The organism is Duganella sp. S19_KUP01_CR8 (assembly GCF_036688705.1).
GTDB lineage: Bacteria > Pseudomonadota > Gammaproteobacteria > Burkholderiales > Burkholderiaceae_D > Rugamonas.
Map to the genome: position 1 here is coordinate 1 of NZ_JAQQPR010000013.1, position 25794 is coordinate 25794.

Genomic DNA, 25794 nt, shown 5'->3' on the forward strand with positions numbered 1-25794 from the left:
CCCCATTTGAGCATGAGCTCGGCTGTGTAGCCGAGCTCATGCTCAAATGGGGGACCTGACCCCGGATTTTTAACCGTGCAGTGATTCTTCCAGCAGCTTGTGCAGGGCGGCGAAGTCCGGTTCGCCCAGGTAGCGCTTGAGGATCTTGCCATCCTTGCCGATGACGAAGGTGGTCGGCGTCATCGCCACGTTGCCGTAGGCTTTGGCGGCCGAGCCGTCGGTGTCGAGCGCCACCTTGAATGGCAGCTGGCGGGTTTCGGCGTAGTTCAGCACGTAGTTCGGCGGGTCGTAGCTCATCGCCACGGCGACGAACTCCAGGCCCTGGCCCTTGAACTTGTTGTAGGTGTCGACCATCTTCGGCATCTCGGCCACGCAGGTGGTGCACGAGGTGGCCCAGAAATTGACCATCACCACCTTGCCGCGCAAGCTCTCCGGCGCGATCTTCTCGCCCTTGATGCTGAGGAAGGTGATTTCCGGCGCGCTCTGGCGCTTGTTCAGCGACAGGTAGCCGCCAAAGCCGATCGCGCCGATCAGCACGGCGGCCAGCACTGGCTTGATCCAGCCGGGCGATTGCGTCTTTTGCATGATGAATCCAGGCGACTAGGGAGAGAAGGCCATTATAGACCTCCTCCGGATTACGAGTTGGACGCCGACTTGTTCGGCTGCAAGCTCTTCCACTCGTCCTCGGTGATGTATTCGAACACCTTGACCACCTTGTTGACGCCGCTGACGCCACGCGCCACGTCGGCGCCGATCTGGCCTTCGCGCTGGGTCACGCGACCCATCAGGAACACCACGCCGCGCTCGGTCACCACCTGGTAGGAATTGGCCGAGATATCCTTCATGTCGACCAGGCTGGCCTTGACCTTGGTGGTGATCAGCGCATCGTTGGAGCGCGAGGTGTAGCTCGACGGGCCGGCGATTTCCAGCTCGTTGATCACCGCCACCACGCCTTCGATGCCGCGCAGCTCGCGCTCGGCGGCGGCCTTCATGGCCTCGTCGCGCACTTCGCCGGTCAGCAGCGCCCGGCGGTTGAAACTGTTGATGTTGGTATGACCCGCATCGCCGACGACGTTGTTGAGCTTGATGCTGCCCTTGACTTCGATCGCCCGGTCTTCCGTCTGCGCACCCAGGGTGCGACGGTCGGTTGCGGCCAGCGTCCCGGAAATGGCGCCGCCCGCGACCAGCGCGACGCAGCCCGACAACGAAGCCAGCATAGCGCCGCACAGCACGCTCATGGCCAGCGGCCGTTGTACTTTTTTCCAGATAGCGCCGGGATTAGTCATTCACATCTCCTCCGAATAGCGCGACGTCGATGCCGTCGCAAATGCAGTGTATGGTCACCAGATGGACTTCCTGGATACGGGCAGTACGGTCGGCCGGCACGCAGATGTGCACGTCGGCGTCGGTCAACATTTTGCCGATGGCGCCGCCGCCCTTGCCGGTCATGGCCACCACGCGCATTTCGCGCTCCAGCGCCGCTTCGATCGCCGCCATCACGTTGGCCGAGTTGCCCGAGGTGGAGAACGCCAGCAGGATGTCGCCGGCCTGGCCGAACGCCTGCACCTGCTTGGAGAAGATCTCGCGGTAGCTGTAGTCGTTGGCCACCGCCGTCAGGATCGAGGTGTCGGTGGTCAGCGCCATGGCCGGCAGCGGGAAGCGTTCGCGTTCGAAGCGCCCCACCAGCTCGGCCGCGAAGTGCTGGGCGTCGGCGGCCGAACCGCCGTTGCCGCACACCAGAATCTTATTGCCGTTGGACAACGCCGAGAACATCAGCTCGATCGCTTGCGCGATGTGCGGAGCGAGGACGGTGGCGGACTGGATCTTGATTTCGGCACTTTCGTGGAAGTGCGAGAGTATGCGTTGATTATTCATAGTGTGCTGATTATAGTGCAGCCGCACAGCGGTCCGGACAAGCGCTGTTAAAAATGCTTACATTTCCAGCGCGTTTTGTATCCATGACAACTTTTCGCCGTCGATGGCGACCAGGTCGAAGCGGCACGGCGGCACGCTGCGATAGCGCAGCAGGTAGAACTGGGCGGCGTGGATCAGCCGCCGCTGCTTGGCCGGAGTGACGCTGGCGGCCGCGCCGCCGAACCGGCTCAGGGCCCGGCGCCGCACTTCGACAAACACCAGGTGGGCGCCGTGCTGCATGATCAGGTCGATCTCGCCGGCCTTGCACAGGAAATTACGTTCGACCAGCACCAGGCCGGCCGCGTTCAGGTGGGCCAGCGCCCGGTCTTCGCCGAGCCGGCCCAGGCGCTGCTGCTTGGTTTGCGGCATGGCTGCACCGGCATCAGGGCGTGACCGGCAGCGGCACGCCGTTCTTGTACACCGCCGGCTGCTCGATGCGCTCGAAACTGGCCGTACCCTGGCCGAAGTCGATGGTCAGCCGGCCGGTCACGCCGTCCAGGTGGAAGCGGCCGGAGCGGTGGCGGACTATCTCGCGCGCCACGCGGTAGGCGTCGATGCCCAGCGCGTACAGGCGCTCGATGTCGGCGCTGTTCGATTGCAGCGGATGCGGGTAGACCATCACCGCCGGATGGTCGCGCTGGATTTGCCACGGCAAGTCCAGCAGGCGCACGCCGTCCAGCTCCTGGGTCGGGCTGTTGTTGCCGCTGCCGGGGTTCAGCGCCGAGGTGCCGTAGATCGGCAACGACCGCAATTGCGGCGCCGGGGCTTGCACGGGCGGCGGCGGCAGCGCATCGGCGGTGCTGAAGGTGGGGTTGCTCGGCTCGCTGTTGAAGGCGTCGCCCAAGGCGCCGCGCAGCTGGCGGGTCTGGTCGGCGCTCATGGCGGAAAACAGCAGGCCGGGCGGGTCGTCGCGCAGACGGGCGCGCAGCTGCACCAGCTCCGGATCGCTGAGGTAGCCGTCGGGCGCGCTCAGCTCCACCATCTTGACCGGCAGGCCGTGGCGCTGCCACTGGGCGGCAAAAGCGGCCGCCACGCGGCGCTGCCAGGGCGTGCTGGTGCTTAAAATTGTGGCAGTGCTGCCGGGCAGGTCGGCGGCGGCCCACTGGGCGGCCTGGCGCGCTTCCTCTTCGATGGACAGGCCCATGGCCAGCATCAGCGGCGGCAGCGGCGCGGCGCCGGCCATGCCGTAGCCTTCCGGATAGTTCAGCGCGATGGTCGGCTTTTGCAGCAGCGGGCTGGCGGCGATGGCCGCCACCGCGGAGCGCGCCAGCGGGCCGATGATGATGTCGTCCTGCTGCTGGGCGCGGGCGTAGCTGGCCAGCACGTCCTGCGGCACGTCGCCGGTTTCCACCACGGTGACGGTGATGTTGTCGCGGTCGCGCTCCCAGGCCGCCAGGAAGCCGGCCCGCACCGACGACGCGGCCAGGCCCAGCGTTTCGGAGCGCAGCGGCAGCAGCAAGGTCATGCGGATGGGCGCGTTGGACGGTTGCGCCGCCTCGTCGGCGACGCGCGCCGGGCCGGGAGCGGCGTCCGGCATGACGGTCAGGCCGGCGCCGGTCGGGGCTGTGCGGGCCGGCGGGGCCATGCCGGGCAACGTGACGGCGAAGGTTTCGGCGGGCGGCGGCGTCGGTTCCGGCGGCGGCTTGGGCAGCGGCGCCGGGCGCGCAGGCGGCAGTACGGCGGGCGCGGCACTTGTATTTGATGAGCCGGGCGCGCACAATCCTCCGGGCGCATTGCAGAACGGCGTGCTGCACGCACTGACCAGGGCCGCAATCGCACACAGCAGCGACAACCTCACACTATTCATCCTACCCCCAATGACCGCACAAGAATCCAGCTCCATCGCCACCCTGCCCGTGATGGGCGAAATGGCGCACCAGACCTATCCTAGCGCAACCTTGTACGTCGTGGCGACCCCGATCGGCAATGTGACGGATATAAGCCTGCGGGCGCTGCATGTCTTGAGCCTGGTCAACGCCGTGGCCTGCGAGGACACCCGCAACACCGCCCAGTTGATGACCCGTTTCGGCCTGCACAAGCCGCTGATCGCCGCCCACCAGCACAACGAGCGCGAAGTGGCAGAAACGCTGATCGCCCGCCTGCAGGCCGGCGAGCGCATCGCGCTGGTGTCGGACGCCGGCACGCCGGCCGTGTCCGATCCGGGCGCGCGCATCGTCGACGCGGTGCGGGCGGCCGGTTTGCGTGTGCTGCCGCTGCCGGGCGCCTCGGCGGCGGTGACGGCCTTGTCGGCCAGCGGGCTGGTGAACGACCAGTTTTACTTTGTCGGCTTTTTGCCGGCCAAGGCCAAGCAGCGCGAGAACTTCCTCGGCACGCTGCGCGCGGTGACCGCCACCATGGTGTTCTACGAGGCGCCGCACCGCATCCTCGATTGCGCCACGGCGCTGGCGGCGGTGTTCGAGCCGGAGCGCCAGGTGGTGTTCGCGCGCGAGCTGACCAAGATGTTCGAGGAAATCCATCGTTGCCCGCTGTCCGAGGCGGAGGCGTGGATCAAGGCCGATGCGCATCGCGAGAAAGGCGAGTTCGTCGTGCTGCTGGCCGGCGCGCCGGCGGCCGAGGACGAGCAGGACGTGGAGGCCGAGCGCATCCTCAAGATTCTGCTGACCGAATGCTCGGTCAAGCAGGCGGCCAACCTGGCGGCGCTGATCACCGGCCGCAAGAAAAACGCGCTGTACGACCGCGCCTTGCAGCTCAAGGGCGACGAGTAATCATCAGAATTTGCAGCCGCTGTCCTTCTTGTCCAGCAGCCAGATAAGCGGAGCCAGCAGGCCGCCACCGCCCTTCCGGCAGTCGGGCCGGGTGGCGCCCTGGATGTCACGTCCCAGCTTGGATTCCCGCTCTTCGGGATACAGCGGATGGTCGTCCAGCTGCGCCACCGGCAAGCCGGCGCGGGCCGGGTCCTTGGCGTTGGCCTCTTTGCGGGCGGTTTTCAGCGCCGCGTTCATGTCGAATTTTTTCGGTTGCAGTTCCGGATGCAGTGGATCGGGCGCGGTGCTGGCCGGCGCCGGCAGCGTGATCGCCTGCGCGGTGACCGGGGCTGGCTCGGCTGCTGGCGCTGGCGGGCTGGCGCGGTTGGCCAGCTGCGGCCGTTCGCGCTTGCGCGCTCGGACCGGCTCCGGTTTCGGCTGGGGCGGCGGCTCCACCCTGGCCACGACGGGCTTGGGCGGCTCGGGTGTTCGCAGCCAGACGGTCATGGTCTTGGCCGGCCGCTGCTCGTCAGGCGCGGTCGGTGCCGCCAGCCGGTAGCCGAAGATCAGCGCCAGATGCAGCGCCAGCGAGACGGCGATGCCCGCGCCTATCCCCGGCCGCCGCATCGGGGCGGGCTGGAATTGGGTGAAAGTCGCGCTCATGGCTTTTTAGATAATTTATGCACACCGCCATAATCTCACATTGAAAAAAAATCGCCATGGTACATACTGATTTCATAGTGGTACTTGACGGATAGTGAGGCAGCTTGTATTATCTTGCTTCTTCGGAGTGTGGCGCAGTCCGGTAGCGCACCTGGTTTGGGACCAGGGGGTCCAAGGTTCGAATCCTTGTACTCCGACCAAGATTCAAGAAAAAAGACTCAAGAGTTTCGGCTCTTGGGTCTTTTTTTTATTTCAAAATTACATAAGCGCTTATATAAACAGTGTTACCATCGTTGCATGAAACGACTGACACCTTCCCTCCTATTGTTGCAGTGCCTGGCGCTGAATCCTGCATTCGGCGGCCCGGACGTTCCCGAAGCGGTGGTCGTCAGCGGCGCCAAGGATCCGGACTGGAAAACCTACCGCGCCTTCAGCGCCGGACTGGACATCTTCGAGCAGCAGCACCAGATGGCGCCCGGCGCGCCGCTGCGCTTTGTGCTGTTGCCCAAGGCAGCCAACGCCTCGCTCAAGGATATCAAGCTGCGCATCGCGGGCGATGACATGAGCCTGCCGCTTGCGGTCGCCGAAGACGGCACCTTTAGCGTGCCGCGCAGCGAGGCCGCCAGCAAGGAGGACGCCGAGCTGCTGCTGAACCGGAAGCCGGGCACGTTCCGCTGGCGTCCGGACGTGCACACGCCGGGCGTACCGCCCAACGCGCGCCGCCTGGGCGATCTGCGGCTGGAGTGCGCGGTGCGCTGGGCGGTCGAGCAATACGAACTCCCTTACCTGATCCGCAAGATGTTGAACGCGGCGGGCCAGCCTTGCCTGACCTCGCGGATCAAGGTCGACAATATCGCGCCGCGTCCGGTCGCCGCGATGTATCTCTCCTGGAATGGCCGCCGCAGCCAGCTGCCCGCCAGCCAGCTCGAGGATGGCGGCAAGGTCTATCTGGCTCCGGTCCATGACCAGGACTGGCCGGACGACGCCCTGCTGGAATTCGATTTCGTGCCGGCCGCGACGCGCTGAGCCGCAAACGAGCTATACGAATAGTTCATAGATTCCGTTGAATATGCAATTGGTTGCCTAACAAGCTCTTGCGTAATATGAAATGAGCGCGGGGAAAACGCGCAGTCAAAAATTACGGAGAGATCATGCAACCGACTACGCTCAACTGGCCCATCGCCTGCTAGCTCGCCGCATCCCGCGAGCGCCTGTTTCCAACTATTAGAGCTTAGCGCCGTCCCAGGCAGGCATTCGCACATTCATTCGTTCCTAAAAATAAAACACTGGAGACACAATGAAATTGAATACTTCGAAGACAATCATCGCCGCCGTCGTAGCTGAAATGTTGATGATGATGGGTGCGTCCGCGCAAACGTCGAGCGAGGCCAAGCCGCCCGATACCGGTCCCGTTGTCGTCGTCAGCGGCATCCGCGCCTCGCTGTCGTCGTCGCTGACGACCAAGCGCATCCAGGACGGCGTGGTCGATGCGGTGTCGGCCGAGGATGCCGGCAAATTCCCGGACACGAATATCGCCGAGTCCCTGCAGCGCGTTACCGGCGTGCAGATCCAGCGCAACAACGGCGAAGGCCGTTACATCTCCGTGCGCGGCCTGGGCCCTGAGTTCAACAATGTGCTGGTCAACGGCCGCACCATGACCAGCGACACCGGCGGCCGCGAGTTCTCCTTCGACCTGCTGTCCTCCGACCTGATCTCGAAAGCGCTGGTCTACAAAACCTCGCAAGCCTTCCTGCCGGAGGGCGGCATCGGTTCGACGGTGGACATCCAGACCGCGCGCCCGCTGTCGGGCAAGCTGGGCCACAGTTCGGTGGTCAATGTGTCGGACTCCTACGATACCAACTCCAAGAAGAACACGCCCAATGTCAGCGGCATGTACTCGTTCGCCAATGCGGACCGCAGCTTCGGCGTGACCGGCTCGCTCTCCTACACCGACCGCGCCTCCAAGCAAAACAAGGCCGTCAACGACGCCTGGAACTACCGCGACGTCTCCATGATCAACGGCGACCTCAACTCCAAAGGGTTGACCATGGCCGACGTGACCACCAAGAAGCTCTACATGCCACAGAGCTATGGCTTCCAGCAGGAGAACGAAAGCCGCAAGCGCCTGGTCGGCAATCTGACGGTGCAATACAACCCGTCGCCGACCTGGAAACTGACGGCGGACGCCTTGTACTCGCGCCTCGATCAAAAGAACGACGTGATCGCGTTCTCCGATTGGAATAATCCCCAGCAGCTCGGCGTCAAGTATGACTCCAGCAACCAGGTCACCAGCTTCCTGCGGCCCGGCTCCATCTTCTACGCCAACAATCCGGAGCTGGCCGGCAGCGGCAAGCTGCTGGGCGAAGCCAATTCGAACGACATGATCGTCAAGGGCGGCGATCGGCTGTCCACCACGCAGGCGTTCGGCCTGAACTCGAAATGGGCGCTGGCGCCGGAGCTGAAACTGGAAGGCGATATCTCCGACTCGCGCACCACCTCCAAGTCGCCGAATATGTGGATCGTGGCCGGCATGGTGCCCAAGAATGGCGACGTGCTGACCTTCGGCGCCACGCCCGGCCTGGTGTTCGGCGACGGCATCGCCGATCCGACCGCGGTGCGCGCGCACGCCGTATCGTACGGCGACATCCGCAACCTCGACGATCTGCAGGAAGGACGTTTTAGCCTGGCATGGAATCACGAGATGGGTTATTTCAAGGGCATCGATACCGGCATGGCCTACTCGCAGCGCAACGTCGAGCGGACCCAGTGGAACAACGACGCCTGGAATGCCTTCAGCGGCTATCACGTCGCGCTGCCATCGTCGCTGTTCACGGTGACGCCGATGAATAACTTCATGGGCAATGGCGCGCAGATTCCAAGCGCCTATCTCAGCTTCAATCCGTACGAGTACATGAACTATCTGAACCAGCCGTCGCTGCTGGCGCAATCCAACGATCCGGCGCTGTACCAGGACAAGAGCAAGTACCCGAACGGCCCGATGGCGATCGACTACACCAAGCCGGACATGTGGGGCGTGAAGGAGAAGGTATCGAGCTTCTTCCTGGACTCCAAATGGGAAGGCGCCGGCTGGTCGGCCAATGCCGGCATGCGCGTGGTGCACGTGAACTCGGCGTCGACCGGCATCAGCCGCGTCCTGCTGTCGGCAACCAAGAGCCCGAACGACACGACCTACATCCTGAACTGGGGCCCGACCGCCGTCAACACCGTCACCAACAGCTACAACAGCTTCCTGCCGTCCGCCAATCTGAAGTTCGACCTGACGGCCGACATGCTGCTGCGCTTGGCCGCATCGAAGACCGAGACCCGTCCTACGCTGAACCAGATGGGCGTGAGTAATTCCTACGGCGGTCGTTACGGCGACGTGCAAACCGGCGGCGGCAATCCCTACCTGAAGCCGATGCAGTCGAAGAACTACGACCTGTCGTATGAATGGTATCTGTCGAAGACCAACTACGTCAGCCTCGCCGTCTTCCGCAAGGACGTCTCCAACTTCCTGGAGACCAAGATGGTGGACATGAAAATCCCGCAGTACACCGAAGTGGTGCATGACACCCGCGTGCGCAACGGACAGGAAGGCAAGATCAAGGGCGTGGAACTGGCCGGCCAGTACGCCTTCGATAACAACATCTCCTGGCTGAAGGGATTTGGCGTCGCCGCCAACTACACCTACGTGGACGCAAGCGCGACCCGCGACACCGACAGCGGAGCGCCGGCCTGCGGCTATCCTGGCCTGTCGCCGCAGTCGTACAATGGCTCGGTGTTCTACGAGAACGATAAATTCATGGCGCGGATCAGCTACAACTGGCGTAACCACTTCTCCGTCGATTGCGGCGGCGGCAGCACCCTGCCGCGCACCCGCGCCGCCTACGGCCAGAGCGACGCCAGCCTGCGCTACAACCTGACGCCGAAGATGGCCCTGTACGCGGACTTCATCAACCTGAACAACGCCCGGATGCACGAATATGCCAACAACGAATCGCAGTTCCTTACGCTGGAAGATGTCGGCCGCCGCGCCAACGTCGGCCTGCGAGTGGCGTTCTAAATGATGCGAGCGAACCTGCCCCGCCGCCGCCTGCTGCAAGGCGCCGCTGCCGTCGCCGGCGGCGCCCTGCTGCCGATCCACGCCGGCGCGCAAGCCGCGCCGCGCTTTGCGGTCGGCGCCAGCGATTTTCTCATCGACGGCAAACCGTTCCAGATCCGCTGCGGCGAAATGCACTTCGCCCGCGTGCCGCGCGAGTACTGGACGCACCGGCTGAAAGCCATCAAGGCGATGGGCTTGAACACGGTGTGCGCTTATCTGTTCTGGAACTACCACGAGTGGCGCGAAGGGAAGTTCGACTGGAGCGGCCAGCGCGACGCGGTGGAATTTTGCCGGCTCGCGCAGCAGGAAGGGCTGTGGGTGATCCTGCGTCCCGGTCCCTACGCCTGCGCCGAGTGGGAGATGGGCGGCCTGCCATGGTGGCTGTTGAAGAAGAATCCGGGCGACGCCTTTTTGCGCACGCGCGATCCGGCCTTTATCGACCCGGCACGGCGCTACCTGAATGAAGTCGGCCGCGTGCTCGGGCCTATGCAGGTGACCCGGGGCGGCCCGATATTGATGGTCCAGGTGGAGAACGAGTACGGCTTCTTCGGCGAAGACCTGGACTACATGCGCGTGCTGCGCCAGGCGCTGCTCGACGCCAGGTTCGACGTGCCGCTGTTCCAGTGTAATCCGACCAACGCGGTTGCCAAGACCCATCTCGCCGGCATGCTCTCGGTGGCCAACTTCGGCAGCGATCCGGCCAGCGGCTTCAAGGCGCTGGCGGCGGTGCAGCAGGCGCCGCTGATGTGCGGCGAATACTACTCCGGCTGGTTCGACACCTGGGGCAATCCGCACCGCCGTGGCGACAACACCAGCGCCGTCATCGACATCCAGGCCATGCTGAAGGCGAACGGTTCGTTCAGCCTCTATATGGCGCACGGCGGCACCACCTTCGGCCTGTGGGGCGGCTGCGACCGTCCCTTCCGGCCGGACACCACCAGCTATGACTACGATGCGCCGATCAGCGAAGCGGGATGGATGGGCGCCAAGTTCAACGCCTATCGCGAAGGCATGCGGCCGTTCCTGGCGGCGGGCGAAGTGCTGCCCGAGCCGCCGGCGCGCAACCCCGTCATGCGCATCGACGCGTTTGCGCTGAGCGAGTCGGCACCAGTGCTGGCCAATCTGCCGGCGCGCACGATCAAGGCCGTGTCGCCGGAACCGATCGAGCAGTACGACATCAGCCGCGGCCTGGTGGCCTATCGCGTGCAGCTGCCGGCCGGTCCGGCGGGGCTGCTGGCCGCCGCCAAGGTGCGCGACCTGGCCTGGGTCTACATCGACGGCAAGCAGGTGGGGACGCTGGATACGCGCCATCGCCGTTTCTCGGTTGCCGTGCCGGCGCGCAGCAAGGCCGTGACGGTGGAGATCCTGCTGTACACCATCGCGCGGGTTAACTTCGGGCTGGAGGTCCACGACCGCAAGGGCCTGCACGGTCCGGTGACGTTCACCACCAAGGACGGCGCGGCGCAGACGCTGGAGAACTGGGAAATCCGCGCCATCGATTTCGATGCCGACGGCGTGCTGCCGCCGCTGTCGTTCAAGCGCGGACGCGCCAAGGGACCGGCCTTCTGGCGCGGCGGCTTCGAGGCCGGCCGGCAGGCCGATACCTTCCTCGACATGTCCAGCTGGGGACAGGGCATCGTGTGGATCAACGGCCGTTGCCTGGGCCGCTACTGGAGCATCGGGCCGACGCAGACCATGTACCTGCCCGGCCCGTGGATCAGGAAGGGCCGCAATGAAATCGTGGTGCTCGACCTGACCGGCCCACGCAGCGCCCGCATCGCCGGTTTGACGGAACCGATACTCGACCAGCTCAATCCGGAGCTGGACCTGGCGCGGCCACCCAGCACGGTCAAGCCGGCGCTGGAAGGCGTCACGCCGGCGCAGGCGGGCGAGTTTGCCGCCGGCGGCGCGACCCAGGATGTGCTGTTTGCCGCGCCGGTGAAAGGCCGCCAGTTCTGTCTCGAATCGCTGAGCGCCTTCGACGGCAAGCAGTACGCGGCGGTGGCCGAGATTTCACTGCTGGGCAAGGACGGCAAGACCATCAATCAGCAATCGTGGACGATCGCCTACGCCAGCAGCGAGGAGTTGAAGAAGGAGGATGGTTCGGCGCTCAACGCCATCAACGGCCAGGCGTCGGACCACTGGCACACCGCGTTTGCCGGCGGCAGCGGCCACCCGCACCAGCTGATCATCGATCTGGGTCAGCAGGTGGAGGTGGCGGGCGTGCGCTACATGCCGCGCCAGGGGCCCGACACCGTCACCGGGCGTATCAGGCAGTATCGCATGTACGTCGCGGACAAGCTGGTTCGCGAATAGCCGTCATTCCCGCGCAGGCGGGAATCCATACATCGCCTCTGACCATGCGGCCTATGGATTCCCGCCTGCGCGGGAATGACGTTAGGCTGCGCGTTTGGCGGCGATGGCGTTGCCGGCGCGGCTGGCGCCTTTGCGGCCCAGGAACTGCGAAATGAACTGGCCGGCGTCGACCACGATATCGAGGTCGATGCCGGTTTCAATTCCCAATCCCTGCATCATGTACAGCACGTCCTCGGTGGCCACGTTGCCGGTGGCGCCCTTGGCATACGGGCAGCCGCCCAGGCCCGACACCGACGAGTGATAAATCGTGATGCCCAGCTCCAGGCTGGCGTAGATATTGGCCAGCGCCTGTCCATACGTGTCGTGGAAGTGGCCGGACAAGCCGTCGAGGCGGAAGGCGCGGATCGCCGTCTCCATCACCGCCTGCGTCTTGCGTGGCGTGGCGACGCCGATGGTGTCGGCGATATCGATCTCGTCGCAGCCCAGGTCGCGCATGCGGCCCACCACGTCGGCCACCGCGTCCAGCGGCACTTCGCCCTGATACGGACAACCGAACGAGCAGCTGATGCTGCCGCGCAGGCGCAGGCCGTTATCCTTGGCCGCTTTCGCCACGCCTTCAAAGCGCGCGATCGATTCGGCGATCGAGCAGTTGATGTTCTTTTGCGAGAACGCTTCCGAGGCCGAACCGAAGATCACCACCTCGTCCGCCTTGGCCGCCAGCGCCGCTTCGAAGCCCTGCATGTTCGGCGTCAGCGCGGAATAGATCACACCCGGCTTGCGCGTGATCGCCGCCATCACCTCTTTGCTGGTGGCCATCTGCGGCACCCACTTCGGCGACACGAACGATGCCGCTTCGATGTTCTGGAAACCGGCGCTGGTCAGGCGGTTCACCAGCTCGATCTTCACTTCGGCCGGCACGCTTTCTTTTTCATTCTGCAGGCCGTCGCGCGGGCCGACTTCGACGATCTTTACCTGTTTCGGCAAACTGTTCATATCAATATCCTCTATTGCGGTCGACTACGCCGGCGACTGTTTCGCCCTGCGCCGTCTTGCGGATTTTTTCGGCGATCTGCTGCACGCTCTCGCGGCGCAAGGTCAGCGCCGAGATGTGCGGCGTGATCGTGATGCGCGGCTCCTGCCAGAACGGATGCTGCGCCGGCAGCGGCTCGTTGCGGAACACGTCCAGCGTGGCGGCGGCGATGTGGTTGGACTTGATCAGCGCGAGCAGGTCCGGCTCGGCCACGTGCGCTCCGCGCGCGACGTTGATCAGGTACGAGCCTTGCGGCAGCTTGCCCATGTTGGTGCGGTTGAGCAGGTTGTTGGTGTCCGGCGTCAGCGGCAGCATGCAGACCAGCACGCGGCTGCCGCGCAGGAAGGTGTCCAGTCCATCGGGACCGTGATAGCACTGTACGCCCGGCATGCTCTTCTCGGTGCGGCTCCAGCCGCGCAGCGGGAAACCGAACGGCGCCAGCGCCTCCAGCACGCGCGTGCCCAGCACGCCCATGCCCAATACGCCGACCGCGAAATCTTCTTTCGGATGCTGCGGCAGCGGCAGCCACTGGCCGGCGCGCGCCTGGGTTTCGTACTCGTCGAAGCGGCGGAAATAACGCAGCACCGAGTAGGTCACATACTCCGCCATTTGCAGCGCCATGCCGGCGTCTTCCAGCCGGATGATGGGAATGTGCGGCGGCAGCGCGTCGCTGAACTTGAGCAGCGCGTCGACGCCGGCGCCGGTGACGAAGATCGCCTTGACCTGCGCCAGGTCCGCCAGCATCGCTTCCGGCGGCGACCACACTACCGCGTAGTCGCATGCCTGGCACTTTTCGCCGGCATGCCAGATTTCGACTTCGGCTTCCGGCAGGTACTTGGAAAAGTCTTTGATCCAAGGCTCGGTCTTGCCGTCCGACCGATGTAAAAGAATACGCATGATGTCCTCCTTTACGCCGTCTTGAACGCCAGCAGCGGCGCCCCGTCGGCCACCTGGTCGCCCACGCTGTACAGGATTTCATCGACCACGCCATCGTGCGGCGCGGCGATGGTGTGTTCCATTTTCATGGCTTCCATGATGACCAGGGCGTCGCCCTTCTTCACTTCCTGTCCTTTGGCGGCCAGCACCGCCACCACCTTGCCCGGCATAGGCGCGGTCAGGCGGCCGCCTTCGGCCTCGGTTTCGCCGGCGTGCGCCATCGGATCGTTGTAGGCCAGCGGATAGTGCGCACCATTGGTGAACACGTGCAGCATGTCGCCGTCGCGGCGCACGGTGCCGTGCACGGCGCGTTCGCCCAGCTTGATGCTGAAATCGTTACCCTCTTGCGACATCAGGCTCAGTACCTGCGGTTGCGCCGTGCCGACGCTGAACAGCCAATCGGTAGCGCGGTAGCTGATGTTGACCCCATACGGCTTGGCCGCAGCGAATTCGTCGCCGAAGGACAGCACCCGCAGGTAAGGATGGTTCATGCGCCAGCCCAGCGCCTGGCCCCAAGGGTCGGCGGCGTTGGCGCCGGATTGCGCGGCGGAGAGGTCCTTTTCGGATTCGATCAGCGATACTGCGGCCAGCGCCAGCGCCGCATCCGGCGCGGCTTGTGCGGCCGGGAACAGTGCGTCGTGATTGCGCTCGATCAGGCCCGTGTCCAGGTCGGCCGTCGAGAAGGCCTGGCCTTCGACCAGGCGTTTCAGGAAGGCGATGTTGGTGGCCAGACCGACGATCTGGTATTGCGACAGCGCCTGCGCCATGCGGGCCAAGGCCTGCTTGCGGTCCGCGCCCCAGACGATCAGTTTGGCGATCATCGGATCGTAGAACGGCGAGATGGCGTCGCCGGCGCGCACGCCGGAATCGATACGCACGCCGGCCGGCAGGTTGACGGCGCCGCCCAGCTCAAAGGCGACCGCGCCCGGCGTCTCCATGTGGCGCAGCGTGCCGATCGACGGCAGGAAGCCTTTTTCCGGATTCTCGGCGTAGATACGGGCTTCGATCGAGTGGCCGTTGATGGTCAGTTCGTGCTGCTGCTTCGGCAGCGGCTCGCCGGCGGCCACGCGCAGCTGCCATTCCACCAGGTCGGTCCCGGTGATCATTTCGGTGACCGGGTGTTCCACTTGCAGGCGGGTGTTCATCTCCATGAAGTAGAACGAGCCGTCCTGGTTGGCGATGAACTCCACCGTGCCGGCGCCGACATAGCCGACAGCCTTGGCGGCGGCGACTGCCGCTTCGCCCATTGCTGCGCGGCGTTCGGCCGGCATGTTCGGCGCAGGCGCTTCTTCCAGCACTTTCTGGTGGCGGCGCTGCACCGAGCAGTCGCGCTCGAACAGGTAGATGCAATTGCCGAGGGTATCGGCAAACACCTGGATTTCAATATGGCGCGGACGCTGGAGGTATTTCTCCGCCAGCACCTTGTCGTCGCCGAAGGAACTGATCGCCTCGCGCTTGCACGATGCCAGCGCGTCCTTGAACTGCGCCGAGTTCTCGATCACGCGCATGCCCTTGCCGCCGCCGCCGGCCGAAGCCTTCAGCAGTACCGGGTAGCCGATCTTGTCGGCCTGCGCGTGCAGGAAGTCGGCGTCCTGCTGTTCGCCGTGGTAGCCGGGCACCAGTGGCACGTTGGCCTTCTCCATCAGCTGCTTGGCGGCGGACTTGGAGCCCATCGCGCGCATCGCCGATGCTGGCGGGCCAATGAACACCAGGCCCGCTTCGGCGCAGGCGTCGGCGAATTCGGCGTTCTCGGACAGGAAGCCATAGCCGGGATGGATCGCTTGCGCGCCGGTGGCCTTGGCGACGGCGATGATTTTCTCGCCGCGCAGATAGCTTTCCTTGGCGGCTGCAGGGCCGATCAGCACCGCTTCGTCGCACACTGCGACGTGCTTGGCATTGGCGTCAGCTTCCGAGTACACGGCGACGGTCTTGATGCCCATGCGGCGCGCGGTAGCGGCTACACGGCAGGCGATTTCACCACGGTTGGCGATCAGTATTTTTGTAAACATGGTCTCTCTCTTTGCAGCTTGTGGCTGGAAGTTTTTTTATCAACCCGAGGCTTCGATTTGGGGTCGGACCCCGTACGGGGTCCGACCCCCGGCTTGCGGGGTTAGCAGCCGCACTTCTCCTTCGGTGCCGAGTCCAGCACGGCGCCGCGGGTTTTCAGGCCCAATTTGTTCAACAGCGCGCGGTCGTCTTCCGCTTCCGGGTTATCGGTGGTCAGCAGCTTGTCGCCGTAGAAGATCGAATTGGCGCCGGCCAGGAAGCACATGGCTTGCACCGCTTCGCCCATCTGGCGGCGGCCTGCCGACAGACGCACGCGCGCCTTGGGCATCGTGATGCGGGCGACGGCGATGGTGCGTACGAATTCGAACGGGTCCAGCGGGTCCATGCCGTACAGCGGCGTGCCTTCCACCTGCACCAGGTGGTTGACCGGCACCGATTCAGGATACGGATTCAGGTTGGCCAGCTGCGCGATCAAACCGGCGCGTTGCAGGCGCGACTCGCCCATGCCGACGATGCCGCCGCAGCAGACCTTCAGGCCGGCTTCGCGGATGCGGCCCAGCGTGTCCAGGCGGTCCTGGTATTCGCGGGTCGAGATCACGTTGTCGTAGAACTCAGGCGCGGTGTCCAGGTTGTGGTTGTAGTAATCGAGGCCGGCGGCCTTCAGGCGCTCGGCCTGTTTTTCTTCCAGCATGCCCAGCGTGGCGCAAGTCTCCAGGCCCAGCGCCTTCACTTCGCGCACCATCTCTTCGACCTTGTCCATGTCGCGGTCTTTAGGGCTGCGCCATGCGGCGCCCATGCAGAAGCGGGTGGCGCCGTTGTCCTTGGCCTGGCGGGCCGCGTCCAGCACGGTGTCGATGTCGAGGATCTTCTTGGCTTCGACGCCGGTGTCGTAGCGGGCCGCCTGCGGGCAGTAGCCGCAGTCTTCCTCGCAGCCGCCGGTCTTGATCGACAGCAGCGTGGCCAGTTCGACGTCGCCGTCCGGGAAGTTGGTGCGGTGGGTTTGCTGTGCGCGGAACATCAGGTCATTGAACGGCAGGTCGAACAAGGCCATCACGTCATCCAGTGGCCACGTCGCGGCAGGCGGCAAGGTGATGGCGGCCGTCGGACGGTGCATAGCTACGATTTTCGGTTCTTGGAGGGTGTTCTGGGACATCGTGATTCCTTCTTCGTTCAAAGTTTGTTCTGAGCTGGCCAATTTGGCAGCTGCGTAAAATCGATATGTGCGGCGGCGGCTTGCGCGCCGGGTTCGGCCAGGCGCGGCACGCGGCCCAGCAGCGGTGCGCTGATGCGTTGTTCCAGCGCGGCGACGTTTTCGTCGGCGAAGGCCATGTCGTCCTGCGTTTCGTTGGCGACCCAGCCGGCCAGCCGCAGGCCGCGCGCTTCGATCGCTTCCACCGTCAGCAGCGCGTGGCTGATGCAGCCCAGCCGCAGGCCGACCACCAGCACCACCGGCAGGTCGAGCTGTTCGGCCAGGTCGGCGGTGTCGAAGTCGTCGTTCAGCGGCACGCGGAAGCCGCCCACCCCTTCCACCACAGTGGCGTCGGAGGCGGCGTTGATTTCGACGTAGGCCGCCAAAATCGGCACCTGCGAAATGGTGATGCCTTCCAGCGCGGCGGCGATGTGCGGCGCGGCCGGCTCCTTCAGCAGGAACGGCGTGGTGATCGATTGCGGCAGGTGGACATTGCCGGCGGCGGCCAGTTGGTCGCAGTCGTCGTTGTGCCAGGCGCCGTCGCGCAGTTCGGTGCCGGCGGCCACCGGCTTCATGCCGCAGGCGCGCACGCCGGCCTGCACCAGCGCATGCAGCATCGCCGATGAGATCAGCGTCTTGCCGATTTCGGTGTCGGTGCCGGTGACAAAACAGCTGAAACGCGGCGGCATGCCGGTGGCGGCGGGCGCCGGTTGCACTTGCGTGCGCGGCGCCTCGACGGCTATGACGGGATCGTCGAGACTCATATCAAGTCCTTTCCAATGCATTGATCGCGGCTATCAGCTTCGCGACTTCCATGCTGCTATGCCCTGCGGACAGCGTCACGCGCAGGCGCGAGGTGCCTGGCGCCACGGTCGGCGGACGGATGGTGCCGACCCACAGGCCCTGCTCGTACAGGGCCGCGCCGGCGCGCATGGTCTCGGCATTATCGCCGATCAGGATGGGCTGGATCGCAGTCATCGAGGGCAGGCGCTGCCAGCGCTTCAAGCGCAGGCCATCGTCTAATTGTGCCACCAAAGCTTGCAGCTGTGCGCGGCGGTTGCGGCCTTCGTCGCCTTCCAGCAGTTCAAGGCTGGTCAGCAGCGCGTGCGCCAGCGCCGGCGGCGTGGCGGTGGTGAAGATATAGGGACGGGCTTTCTGGATCAGCGTTTCGATCACCGTCTCGTGCGCGGCGACGAAGGCGCCGCTGACGCCGGCCGCCTTGCCCAGCGTGCCCATATAGACCAGGTTGGGCGAACGCAGGTCGAAGTGTTCCAGCGCGCCGTGGCCGTTGTCGCCCAAGGTGCCGAAGCCGTGGGCGTCGTCCACCACCAGCCAGGCGCCATATTGTTCGCACAAAGCCAGCAGCTGCGGCAGCGGCGCCAGGTCGCCGTCCATGCTGAAGACGCTGTCCGTCACTACCAGCTTGGTAGCGGCCTTGGATGCGGCCAGCAGCTGGGCCAGCGCTTCCAGGTCGGCATGCGGGTAGACCTTGACGTTGGCGCGCGACAGGCGGGCGCCGTCGATCAGCGAGGCGTGGTTCAGCGATTCGGAGAAGATGTCGGCATTGCGGTCGCCGGCGGTCAGGCCGGTGACGATGGCCAGGTTGGCCATGTAGCCGGTGCAGAAGGTGAGCGCGCGCGGCGACACCAGATGGGCGCCGACGAATTCCACCAGCCGCTCTTCCAGCATGGCGTGGGCGCGTCCGTGGCCGCTGATCAGGTGCGAGGCGCCGCTGCCGACGCCATACATCGCCGCGCCTTCCTGCAGCGCGAGTTTGATCTTGCGGTGGTTGGCCAGGCCGAGGTAGTCGTTGGTGCAGAAGGCCAGCAGCTCGCGGCCACCGACCGACACGCGCGGACCGCAGGGCGTGTCGACCGTGCGGCGGGTGCGGATCAGGTCCTGTTCTTCCAGCGTTTGCAGCTGCTGCTTGAGTTGATTCAGCATTTCCATGGTCAGCCCGCCATCACTTTGTCGAACACGGCCAGCGTGTTGGCGGCGAGGCCGTCGATTTCCTCGTCGTTGAGGATATACGGCGGCATCATGTAGACGGTGGAGCCGATGGGGCGCATCAGCAGCTCGTGCTCCACCGCCGTGGCGAAGAAGCGGCGCGAGAAGTCCGGCGTGGCGGCTATGGCGTCGAAGGCCCAGATCATGCCGCGCTGGCGGAAGTTGCGCACCTGCTTGTGCTGGGCCAGTGGTTGCAGCGCTGCGGTCAGGCGCGCGGCTTTCACGCGGTTGGCGGCCAGCACATCGTCTTCCTCGAAGATCTGCAGCGTCGCCAGCGCGGCGCGGCAGGCCAGCGGATTGCCGGTGTACGAGTGCGAGTGCAGGAAGCCGCGCGTGACGTCGTTGCTGTAGAAGGACTGGTAGATCTCGTCGCGCGTCATCACCAGCGACAACGGCAGGTAGCCGCCGCTGATGCCCTTCGACAGGCACAGGAAGTCCGGCCACACGCCGGCCTGCTCGCAGGCGAAGAAGGTGCCGGTGCGGCCGCAGCCGACGGCGATTTCGTCGAGGATAAGGTGCACCGAGTGGCGGTCGCACAGTTCGCGCACCAGCTTCAGGTACAGCGGGTCGTGCATCGCCATGCCGGTGGCGCATTGCACCAGCGGCTCGATGATGATGGCGGCGATCTGGTCGGCGCGTTCGATGAACAGGCGCTCGACGTCGGCGGCGGCTTTGCGGGCCATGTCTTCGGCGGTTTCGCCTTCAGCGGCATTGGCGTTGCGGGCGTCCGGCGACATCACCGTTTGCGAGGCGCGCAGCAGCGGGCCGTAGGCGTCCTTGAACAGGGCAACGTCGGTGACGGCCAGGGCGCCGATGGTCTCGCCGTGGTAGCTGCCCTTGAGGCAGACGAATTCCTGCTTGCCGCTCTTGCCGTTGTTGCGCCAGGAGTGGAAGCTCATTTTCAGTGCGATTTCCACGGCCGATGCGCCGTCGCTGGCGTAGAAGCTGTGGCCTAGCACATGGCCGGTCAGCGCCGACAGTTTTTCCGACAGTTCGATCACCGGTTCGTGCGTGAAGCCGGCCAGCATCGCGTGTTCCAGCGTGTCCAGCTGGTCCTTCAGCGCGGCGTTGATGCGCGGGTTGGCGTGGCCGAACAGGTTCACCCACCAGGAGCTGATCGCATCGAGGTAGCGGCGGCCTTCATGGTCGTACAGCCACGCGCCTTTGCCGCTCTTGACCGGAATCAGGGGCACAGTTTCGTGGTGCTGCATCTGGGTGCACGGATGCCATACGCTGCGCAGGCTGCGTGCTACCCAGTCGCTTTGTTTATTCAATTCCAAAAAATACTCCTATCCCTGCGTCATCCCCGCGTGCGCGAGGATGACGGGGGTAACTAAACCAGCCATGACGGCTTGCGCTTCTCCAGGAACGAGGCCACGCCTTCGCGGCCCTGTTCCGAGGCGCGGATATGGGCGATGCGCTCGGCGGTATCGGCCAGCAGCGCATCGTTGACGGTTTGCCCGACCACGTCGCGCACCAGCACCTTGGCTTGCTGCACGGCGTTCGGGCTGTTGTTGACCAGCGCCTTGACGATCTCCGCCACTTTGGCGTCGAGCGCGTCGGCGGTCACCACTTCGTGCGCGAAGCCGATGCGCAGCGCTTCCTGCGCGCCGAATCGCTCGGCGGTCAGGAAGTAGCGGCGCGACGCGTTCTCGCCCATGGCCTTGATCACGTAGGGCGAAATGGTGGCGGGGATCAGTCCCAGTTTCACTTCGCTCAGGCAGAAATTGGCCTGGTCGACCGCGACGATGATGTCGCACGCGGAGACCAGCCCCATGCCGCCGGCGTAGCAATCGCCCTGCACCTTGGCCACCACGGGCTTGGGACACAGGTAGATCGTGCGCAGCATCTCCGCCAGTTGCAGAGCGTCGGCATGGTTTTCGGCGTGCGTGTAGCCCGCCATTTTTTTCATCCAGTTCAAGTCGGCGCCGGCGCAGAAGGCCGGGCCGTTCGCCGCCAGCACGATCGCGCGCAGGTCTTCTTCCGCACCGAGCTCGCCGAAGGCTTGCGTGATCTCGGCGATGGTGGTTTCGTTGAAGGCGTTGCGCACGTCCGGGCGGTTCAGCGTGACGGTGGCGACCTTGCCTTCGCGGCTGATGGTCAGCGTAGTAAAACTCATCTCTAGTCCTTGATCGTGTATTTGATTTCGGTCGGCATGCCGACGCTTTGCAGGAAGCGCGTGGTTTCCGGCAGCCAGATGGCGACGCCGTCCGGGCTGGAGCTCATGCCGTGCGCGTCGCGCTTGAACGGTCCGTAGGCCACCAGCTGCGCCTTGCCGCCGCCGGCGGTGTAGGCCGCATACATATCGGCCGCCAGTTTGGGACCGAAGTGCTGGTCGTTGGCGCCGTAGAACCAGATGCTCGGCGTGGTGCCGACCGCGCCGTAGGCCTTGAAGGCATCGACCAGCGCGGCCTTCCAGTCGCAGTGCGAGCGGCTGTTGACGCCACCGGCGAAGTTGATGATGCCCTGTACGCCGCTGATGTTATGGCTGCCGGCGGCGATCGCCGTCAGGCCGCCGTGCGACTGGCCGGCCAGGATCACGTGCTGCTGGTCCGCCCACGGCTGTTTCATCACATACGCCATCGCCGCGTACAGCGACGACGCCTGGTCCTCGCCGTTCTCTTTGGCGCGGCAGTGCGAGTTGACGTAGGTGCCGCCCGAGCCGGCAAAACCGAGCCGCATCGGGATCACCACCGCGTAGCCGCGCTTGACGAACTCGCGGCTGATGACCGGGTAGCGCGCCCGTTCCTGCTGGTGCGCGTCGCCGGCGGCTTTGCCGTGGTTCATGAACAGCACCGGGAACGGACCGTCGCCCGGCGGTTTGTAGATGGTGGTTTGCAGGCCGATCTCGGCGCCGGCTATCTTGGCGGGGATGGCGATGACCTGCTCGCCCATGCTCGCGTCGACCACCGGCAACGGGCCGGCCTGCGCCGGGGCGCAAGCCGCCGCCAGCAGCAGCGCTGCCAGTCCGTGACGGTATCGGGTCTGCATGGTCATCGTCTGCTTACATCCTGAAGACGCCGAACTTGGTGTCCGGGATTTCGGCATTGAGCGCGGCCGACAGGCCCAGGCCCAGCACCATGCGGGTGTCGGCCGGGTCGATCACGCCGTCGTCCCACAGGCGCGCGGTGGCGTAGTACGGGTGGCCCTGGTGTTCGTATTGATCCTTGATCGGCTGCTTGAACGCGGCTTCTTCTTCCGCCGTCCACGAGCCGCCCTTGCCTTCGATGCCGTCGCGCTTGACCGTGGCCAGCACCGACGCCGCCTGGTCGCCGCCCATGACGGAGATGCGGGCGTTAGGCCACATCCACATGAAGCGCGGCGAGAAGGCGCGGCCGCACATGCCGTAGTTGCCGGCGCCGAAGCTGCCGCCGATGATGACGGTGAACTTCGGCACGGCGGCCGTCGCCACTGCGGTGACCATCTTGGCGCCGTTGCGGGCGATGCCTTCGTTTTCGTATTTTCGGCCGACCATGAAGCCGGTGATATTTTGCAGGAACACCAGCGGGATCTTGCGCTGCGCGCACAGCTCGATGAAGTGCGCGCCCTTCAGCGCGGATTCGGAGAACAGGATGCCGTTGTTGGCGATGATGCCGACCTTCATGCCGAAGATATGGGCGAAGCCGCAGATCAGGGTGGTGCCGTAGCGGGCCTTGAATTCATCGAATTCGCTGCCGTCGACGATGCGCGCGATGACCTCTCTCACATCGAACGGCTTGCGGGTATCGACCGGAATCACGCCGTACAGTTCTTCGGTGGCGTACTTCGGCTGCGCCGCCTCGCGCAACGCGCCCTGCTGGGGCTTGGTGCGGTTCAGATTCGACACGATGGTGCGCGCCAGCGACAGCGCATGCAGATCGTTCTGCGCCAGGTGGTCGGCCACGCCGGACAAACGGGTGTGGACGTCGCCGCCGCCCAGGTCTTCAGCGGTGACCACTTCGCCGGTGGCGGCTTTCACCAGCGGCGGGCCGCCGAGGAAGATGGTGCCCTGTTCCTTGACGATGATCGACTCGTCGCTCATCGCCGGCACGTAGGCGCCGCCGGCGGTGCAGGAGCCCATCACCACGGCGATCTGCGGGATGCCCTTGGCCGACAGGTTGGCCTGGTTGTAGAAGATGCGGCCGAAGTGGTCGCGGTCCGGGAAGACGTCGTCCTGGTTGGGCAGGTTGGCGCCGCCCGAGTCGACCAGGTAGATGCACGGCAGGTTGTTCTGGTCGGCGATCTCCTGCGCGCGCAGGTGCTTCTTGACCGTGATCGGGTAGTAGGTGCCGCCCTTGACGGTGGCGTCGTTACAGACGATCACGCACTCCTGGCCGGCCACGCGGCCGATGCCGGTGATGATGCCGGCCGCCGGCGCGGCGTCGGCGCCGTTGGCGTCCTGGTACATGCCGTAGGCCGCCATCTGCGACAGTTCGAGGAAGGGCGTGCCGGGATCGAGCAGCATCTGCACGCGGTCGCGCGGCAGCAGTTTGCCGCGGGCGACGTGCTTGGCCGATGCCGCCTCGCCGCCGCCGAGGGCGATCTTGGCGACCTTGTCGCGCAGGTCATCGACGACGGCCTGCATGGCGGCCACGTTGGCTTTGAAATCCTCGCTGCGGGGATTGAGTTTGCTTTCGATCTGCGGCATTGCTTTTCCTTTTTCTGCGCGGTGTCTCCGCCGCGTCCTGATGATTTATTCTGGAAAACTACCGTCAACGTAAAACCAGCGCAGCCCGCCTTCGGCCGGCTCGCGTACAAAATTACTGATCTCGTGCAGACGCTGGGCCCGGCCATTGGTCTTGAACCGGGCGACAAACTCGACCGTATCCTTGGTCAGGTCGGTCTCTTCTGCTTTACGTTGACGTAAACGTAAAGCAGATTTTACCTCAAGTCCCAGCCACTGCAATTTTTCTTCTTTGCTCATAATCGGCTCGGCCGGACGGGTGCTGGCGTGCCAGGTGGCCATCAGGTAGGGCTCGTTGCGCTGGACATAGGCGGTATAGCGCGAACGCATCAGCGTTTCGGCGCTCGGCGGGATGGCCGCGCCGTCGATATACGGGCCGCAGCAGCTTGTCAGGGAGGGGCCGCCGCAGGGGCAGGCCGCGGGGGCGGTGGACTTCTTGGACATGAATTCAGGTGGTCGGGCTGGTGTGGCGATCCAGCATTATCCGCCAAATAGCCGCATTCCGCCGGGCTTGCCGTTATGCTATGTGTACAAATATTGTTATTTTCAACGTCCTGATGCGTACATGTTTTCTGTAACGCTATTACACTAGAGGCGTGAGGAGATTTGAATGAGCCAGACCAGTTTTGAATTCAAGGCGGATGCCAATGACAGTACGCCGCTGTACATGCAAATTGCCCGCAAATTAAGCGATGATGTGCATAACGGCCGCTACCAGGTGGACCAGGCGCTGCCGTCCGAACGGACCTTGTCGGAGTTGCTGAACGTGTCGCGGGTGACCGCGCGCAAGGCCATCGACCAGCTGGTGGACCAGGGATTGGTGGTGCGCCGTCGCGGATCGGGCAATTATATTGCTCCGCGCATCGAGCAGCCGCTGTCCAACCTGACCAGTTTTTCCGAACAATTGCAGCAGCGCGGCCACATCCCGGGTTCGCGCTGGCTCAAGCGGGCGGTGGTGACGCCGACGCCGGAAGAGCAGCTGAGCCTGGGCCTGTCGCCGTATTCCAAGGTGGCGCGGCTGGAGCGCCTGCGCCTGGCCGACGACGTGGTGATGGCGTATGAAGTGTCGGTGCTGCCGCAGACCGTGCTCAACGACCCGAACGCGGTCGGCGCCTCGCTGTACCAGTACCTGGAAAGCATAGGCCAGGCGCCGGCGCGCGCCTTGCAGCACATCCGCGCGATGAACGCCTCGGCCGAGCTGGCCAAGCAATTGGGTGTACCCGAGGGGCAGGCGGTGTTGTACATTACTCGTATTGCCTATCTGGAATCGGGCGAGGCGATGGAGCTGACGCATTCCTACTGCCACAGCGATCACTATGACTTCGTCGCGGAGATGCGTCGCGCAACGTAACACAACGACCTATGCTAAAAACCGAAACGCCGAGTACGCAGCACGCGCAGCTGGATCAATATTCGGTTGAGGCATTGGTGGCGGCGCTGGTCGAGGACCAGACCCACGCGCTGCGGGCGGTGCAAGCCGCCGAGCCCAGCATCACCGCCGCCGTGCAGTCGATGGCGCCGCGCATCGCCGCTGGCGGACGGCTGATCTATGTCGGCGCCGGCACGTCGGGGCGGCTGGGCATCCTCGACAGCGTGGAGCTGTTCCCTACTTTCTCCTGGCCGCATGAGCGCGCCGTTGCCCTGCTGGCCGGCGGCCTCGGCGCCATGTTCGAGGCGGTGGAGGGGGCGGAGGATGATCGCGCCAAGGGCGCTTCCGATCTGCGGCTGCTTTATCCGGTCTATAACGACGTGGTGTTGCTGGTGGCGGCGTCGGGCACCACGCCGTATGTGCTGGGCGCCTTGCAGGCGGCGCGCACGGTGGGCGCTTTGACGGTAGGCATCGCCAACAACGTCGGCACGCCGCTGACGGCGGGCGCCGACATCGGCATCACCATCGACACCGGGCCGGAAGTGATCTCCGGCAGCACGCGGCTGAAGGCGGGCACGGCGCAGAAGATCGTGTTGAACACCTTGTCGAGCGCGCTGATGGTGAGGTTGAACAAAGTCTACGGCAATCTGATGGTGGACATGCACGCCACCAACGTCAAGCTGGTCGAGCGCGCGGTGCGGCTGACCATGCACGCAACCGGCGTCGAAGCCGACATCGCGCGCGGCGTGCTGGAGCGATGCCACTTCCACGTCAAAGTCGCCATCGTCGCGCTGCTGAAAAACACCTCCATCGAAGAAGCACAAAACCTGCTCGACGCATCGGACGGCAACGTCCGCCGAGCCCTGAAATAAAACCCGGGGTCAGGTCCCCCA

23 protein-coding genes and 1 tRNA gene are annotated in these 25794 nt (G+C 64.8%); 7 read left to right on the forward strand and 17 right to left on the reverse strand.

The genetic code is table 11. The features are described from left to right. Nucleotides 1–69 precede the first annotated feature (69 nt). The 5 genes from V6M89_RS14400 to V6M89_RS14420 are packed head-to-tail and all read right to left on the reverse strand — an operon-like array spanning nucleotide 70 to nucleotide 3721. Nucleotides 70–585 (reverse strand): peroxiredoxin family protein, encoded by a 516-nt coding sequence (locus V6M89_RS14400; RefSeq protein ID WP_332853812.1) that lies wholly within the window; start codon nucleotides 583–585, stop codon nucleotides 70–72. A gap of 50 nt (nucleotides 586–635) precedes the next feature. Further along, nucleotides 636–1286, reverse strand: coding sequence for a BON domain-containing protein (locus V6M89_RS14405; RefSeq protein WP_332853813.1), 651 nt, complete (start codon nucleotides 1284–1286; stop codon nucleotides 636–638). Then, complete coding sequence (locus V6M89_RS14410) at nucleotides 1279–1875, reverse strand: phosphoheptose isomerase (RefSeq protein WP_116991343.1); 597 nt, start codon at nucleotides 1873–1875, stop codon at nucleotides 1279–1281. Before V6M89_RS14410 ends, V6M89_RS14405 begins: the two co-directional genes overlap by 8 nt. A gap of 57 nt (nucleotides 1876–1932) precedes the next feature. Then, a complete protein-coding gene (locus V6M89_RS14415) occupies nucleotides 1933–2283 on the reverse strand; it encodes a YraN family protein (protein ID WP_332853814.1) in 351 nt (116 codons plus the stop codon). Nucleotides 2284–2296: 13 nt separating this feature from the next. Further along, nucleotides 2297–3721 carry a penicillin-binding protein activator gene (locus V6M89_RS14420; protein WP_332853815.1) on the reverse strand — a complete coding sequence of 475 codons (1425 nt, stop codon included), beginning with the start codon at nucleotides 3719–3721 and terminating at the stop codon, nucleotides 2297–2299. Nucleotides 3722–3731: 10 nt separating this feature from the next. Here V6M89_RS14420 and rsmI point away from each other — a divergent pair, with 10 nt between their 5' ends. After that, nucleotides 3732–4640, forward strand: coding sequence for a 16S rRNA (cytidine(1402)-2'-O)-methyltransferase (gene rsmI / locus V6M89_RS14425; protein WP_116991346.1), 909 nt, complete (start codon nucleotides 3732–3734; stop codon nucleotides 4638–4640). A gap of 3 nt (nucleotides 4641–4643) precedes the next feature. Here rsmI and V6M89_RS14430 read toward each other — a convergent pair whose 3' ends face one another. Further along, entirely contained in the window at nucleotides 4644–5282 is a 639-nt protein-coding gene (locus V6M89_RS14430) for a hypothetical protein (protein WP_332853816.1), read from the reverse strand. A gap of 123 nt (nucleotides 5283–5405) precedes the next feature. On the opposite strand from V6M89_RS14430, the gene V6M89_RS14435 reads away from it, so the two are divergent. The 4 genes from V6M89_RS14435 to V6M89_RS14450 all read left to right on the forward strand — a co-directional run bounded on the left by V6M89_RS14435 (nucleotide 5406) and on the right by V6M89_RS14450 (nucleotide 11700). Continuing rightward, a tRNA-Pro gene (locus tag V6M89_RS14435) sits at nucleotides 5406–5482 on the forward strand. A gap of 97 nt (nucleotides 5483–5579) precedes the next feature. Next, nucleotides 5580–6308 (forward strand): hypothetical protein, encoded by a 729-nt coding sequence (locus V6M89_RS14440; RefSeq protein ID WP_332853817.1) that lies wholly within the window; start codon nucleotides 5580–5582, stop codon nucleotides 6306–6308. Between the two features lie 271 nt (nucleotides 6309–6579). Then, a complete protein-coding gene (locus tag V6M89_RS14445; RefSeq protein WP_332853818.1) occupies nucleotides 6580–9345 on the forward strand; it encodes a TonB-dependent receptor in 2766 nt (921 codons plus the stop codon). Beyond that, a complete protein-coding gene (locus V6M89_RS14450; protein WP_332853819.1) occupies nucleotides 9346–11700 on the forward strand; it encodes a beta-galactosidase in 2355 nt (784 codons plus the stop codon). It begins immediately after the preceding gene. A gap of 81 nt (nucleotides 11701–11781) precedes the next feature. Here the strand turns inward: V6M89_RS14450 and V6M89_RS14455 are convergent, their stop codons facing one another. The 11 genes from V6M89_RS14455 to V6M89_RS14505 form a co-directional block, all read right to left on the reverse strand. Next, the gene (locus V6M89_RS14455) at nucleotides 11782–12693 is read right to left on the reverse strand and encodes a hydroxymethylglutaryl-CoA lyase (protein WP_332853820.1); all 912 of its coding nucleotides are present in this window, start codon (nucleotides 12691–12693) and stop codon (nucleotides 11782–11784) included. A gap of 1 nt (nucleotide 12694) precedes the next feature. After that, nucleotides 12695–13627: a 2-hydroxyacid dehydrogenase gene (locus V6M89_RS14460; protein ID WP_332853821.1), complete on the reverse strand. Its 933-nt coding sequence runs from the start codon at nucleotides 13625–13627 to the stop codon at nucleotides 12695–12697. Between the two features lie 11 nt (nucleotides 13628–13638). Next, entirely contained in the window at nucleotides 13639–15675 is a 2037-nt protein-coding gene (locus V6M89_RS14465; protein WP_332853822.1) for an acetyl/propionyl/methylcrotonyl-CoA carboxylase subunit alpha, read from the reverse strand. Between the two features lie 101 nt (nucleotides 15676–15776). Further along, nucleotides 15777–16787 carry a biotin synthase BioB gene (gene bioB / locus V6M89_RS14470; RefSeq protein WP_332853947.1) on the reverse strand — a complete coding sequence of 337 codons (1011 nt, stop codon included), beginning with the start codon at nucleotides 16785–16787 and terminating at the stop codon, nucleotides 15777–15779. Between the two features lie 56 nt (nucleotides 16788–16843). Continuing rightward, nucleotides 16844–17626 carry a dethiobiotin synthase gene (bioD, locus tag V6M89_RS14475; protein WP_332853823.1) on the reverse strand — a complete coding sequence of 261 codons (783 nt, stop codon included), beginning with the start codon at nucleotides 17624–17626 and terminating at the stop codon, nucleotides 16844–16846. Between the two features lies 1 nt (nucleotide 17627). Further along, a complete protein-coding gene (gene bioF, locus V6M89_RS14480; RefSeq protein WP_332853824.1) occupies nucleotides 17628–18812 on the reverse strand; it encodes an 8-amino-7-oxononanoate synthase in 1185 nt (394 codons plus the stop codon). A gap of 2 nt (nucleotides 18813–18814) precedes the next feature. Next, the gene (gene bioA / locus V6M89_RS14485) at nucleotides 18815–20149 is read right to left on the reverse strand and encodes an adenosylmethionine--8-amino-7-oxononanoate transaminase (RefSeq protein WP_332853825.1); all 1335 of its coding nucleotides are present in this window, start codon (nucleotides 20147–20149) and stop codon (nucleotides 18815–18817) included. A 53-nt stretch (nucleotides 20150–20202) separates the two neighbouring features. Further along, nucleotides 20203–20988, reverse strand: a complete 786-nt coding sequence (locus tag V6M89_RS14490) for an enoyl-CoA hydratase/isomerase family protein (protein ID WP_332853826.1) — start codon at nucleotides 20986–20988, stop codon at nucleotides 20203–20205. A 2-nt stretch (nucleotides 20989–20990) separates the two neighbouring features. Continuing rightward, on the reverse strand, nucleotides 20991–21860 hold the full coding sequence (locus V6M89_RS14495) for a dienelactone hydrolase family protein (protein ID WP_332853827.1): 870 nt from the start codon (nucleotides 21858–21860) through the stop codon (nucleotides 20991–20993). Between the two features lie 13 nt (nucleotides 21861–21873). Beyond that, complete coding sequence (locus V6M89_RS14500) at nucleotides 21874–23496, reverse strand: carboxyl transferase domain-containing protein (protein ID WP_332853828.1); 1623 nt, start codon at nucleotides 23494–23496, stop codon at nucleotides 21874–21876. 45 nt (nucleotides 23497–23541) lie between these two features. Next, nucleotides 23542–23976, reverse strand: a complete 435-nt coding sequence (locus V6M89_RS14505) for a YchJ family protein (RefSeq protein WP_332853829.1) — start codon at nucleotides 23974–23976, stop codon at nucleotides 23542–23544. A gap of 166 nt (nucleotides 23977–24142) precedes the next feature. Here V6M89_RS14505 and V6M89_RS14510 point away from each other — a divergent pair, with 166 nt between their 5' ends. Next, nucleotides 24143–24883: a GntR family transcriptional regulator gene (locus tag V6M89_RS14510; RefSeq protein ID WP_008443158.1), complete on the forward strand. Its 741-nt coding sequence runs from the start codon at nucleotides 24143–24145 to the stop codon at nucleotides 24881–24883. An 11-nt stretch (nucleotides 24884–24894) separates the two neighbouring features. Next, nucleotides 24895–25773 carry an N-acetylmuramic acid 6-phosphate etherase gene (murQ, locus tag V6M89_RS14515; protein ID WP_332853830.1) on the forward strand — a complete coding sequence of 293 codons (879 nt, stop codon included), beginning with the start codon at nucleotides 24895–24897 and terminating at the stop codon, nucleotides 25771–25773. The last annotated feature ends 21 nt before the right edge of the window (nucleotides 25774–25794 follow it).